The following is a 1,219-nucleotide window of genomic DNA, read 5'->3' as shown; positions in this document are numbered from 1 at the left end:
GTTAGATGCGGATATCGTAACGCCGGGTGGTCAGTTAGATGTTGAAGGTACGGGTCAGTGGCAAGATCTTGAGGCGTGGAGCACTCAGGTACGTGTATTTGCGGACGATTTGATGGTGGATGTCCCACCTATGGTCAAAGTGAAAGTTGTGCCTGATATGACGATTGATGTTTCACCTAAATTGGCTCGCATCACGGGTGATATTGCGCTGCCTTGGGGACGTATTGTTGTGGAAGAGCTGCCTCCTGGTGCGGTCGGTGTCTCTTCGGATCAATTGATTCTCAATAAGGACTTACAGCCAGAAGGCGAGACCAAAGTTCCATTCAATGTCGAAACTAATATCAATATCTCGATTGGTGATGATTTTCGATTGTCTGCATTTGGTCTAGAAGGTGACCTGGTTGGTTAGTTGAATGTCGCCCAGAAAGATCAAGGTCCGTTTATTACCGGTGAGGTCAACATCGTCGATGGTTCTTATCAATCATTTGGCCAAGACCTGATCATTGAAGAGGGTAAGATCTTGATGAATGGTCCACCCGATCAGCCTTATGTAGCGATCAATGCGATTCGAAACCCAGATAACACGCAAGACGATGTGACGGCAGGGGTGCGAGTGACAGGACCTGCGACGGAACCGACTATTGATATCTACTCTGAGCCATCGATGCCGCAAGCCAATGCCTTATCTTACCTGCTTCGTGGACAAGATATTGATGGCGAGTCGGGCAGTGGCTCGATGACGACAACCTTAATCGGTCTTAGCTTGGCTAAAAGCGGTAAAGTGGTTGGAGAAATAGGTGAAGCCTTTGGTGTTCAAGATTTACAACTCGATACCGCTGGCTCAGGTGAAGACTCTCAGGTCACCGTTAGTGGCTATATCTTGCCTGGTTTACAAGTGAAGTATGGCGTGGTTATTTTTGACTCTCTTGGTGAGTTCACCGTTCGTTACCGCTTGATGCAAGACTTATATGTTGAAGCGGTTTCGGGTGTCGACAGTGCGGTAGACCTACTTTATCAATTTGAGTTTGAGTAGCGTCGTGAGTACAGACAACCAACAACGGCAAGGATTACATCGAGTCTTTGTTTATGGAACCCTTAGAGCAGGGCAGCACAATCATCACTTTTTAAAGCAGAGCGAAAAAATTGGGGATTGGATTACGCCTCCTCAATTTGCTCTGTACGATCTTGGGTCGTACCCGGGCATCGCTTTCGGAAAGAA

General features: G+C 47.3%; 1 protein-coding gene and 1 pseudogene. Both read left to right on the top strand.

What is annotated here, in order from left to right:
* Positions 1-1,033 (top strand): annotated as a pseudogene (locus tag KIV40_RS30090) (translocation/assembly module TamB domain-containing protein); the annotation flags it as partial.
* Between the two features lie 4 nt (positions 1,034-1,037).
* On the top strand, positions 1,038-1,219 hold a 182-nt coding region (locus KIV40_RS30085; protein WP_285352937.1), incomplete at its 3' end, for a gamma-glutamylcyclotransferase family protein.

The organism is Vibrio sp. D173a (genome assembly GCF_030248475.1).
The sequence above is the reverse complement of the archived record's forward strand: the minus strand, read 5'-3'. Positions and strand labels throughout refer to the sequence as shown.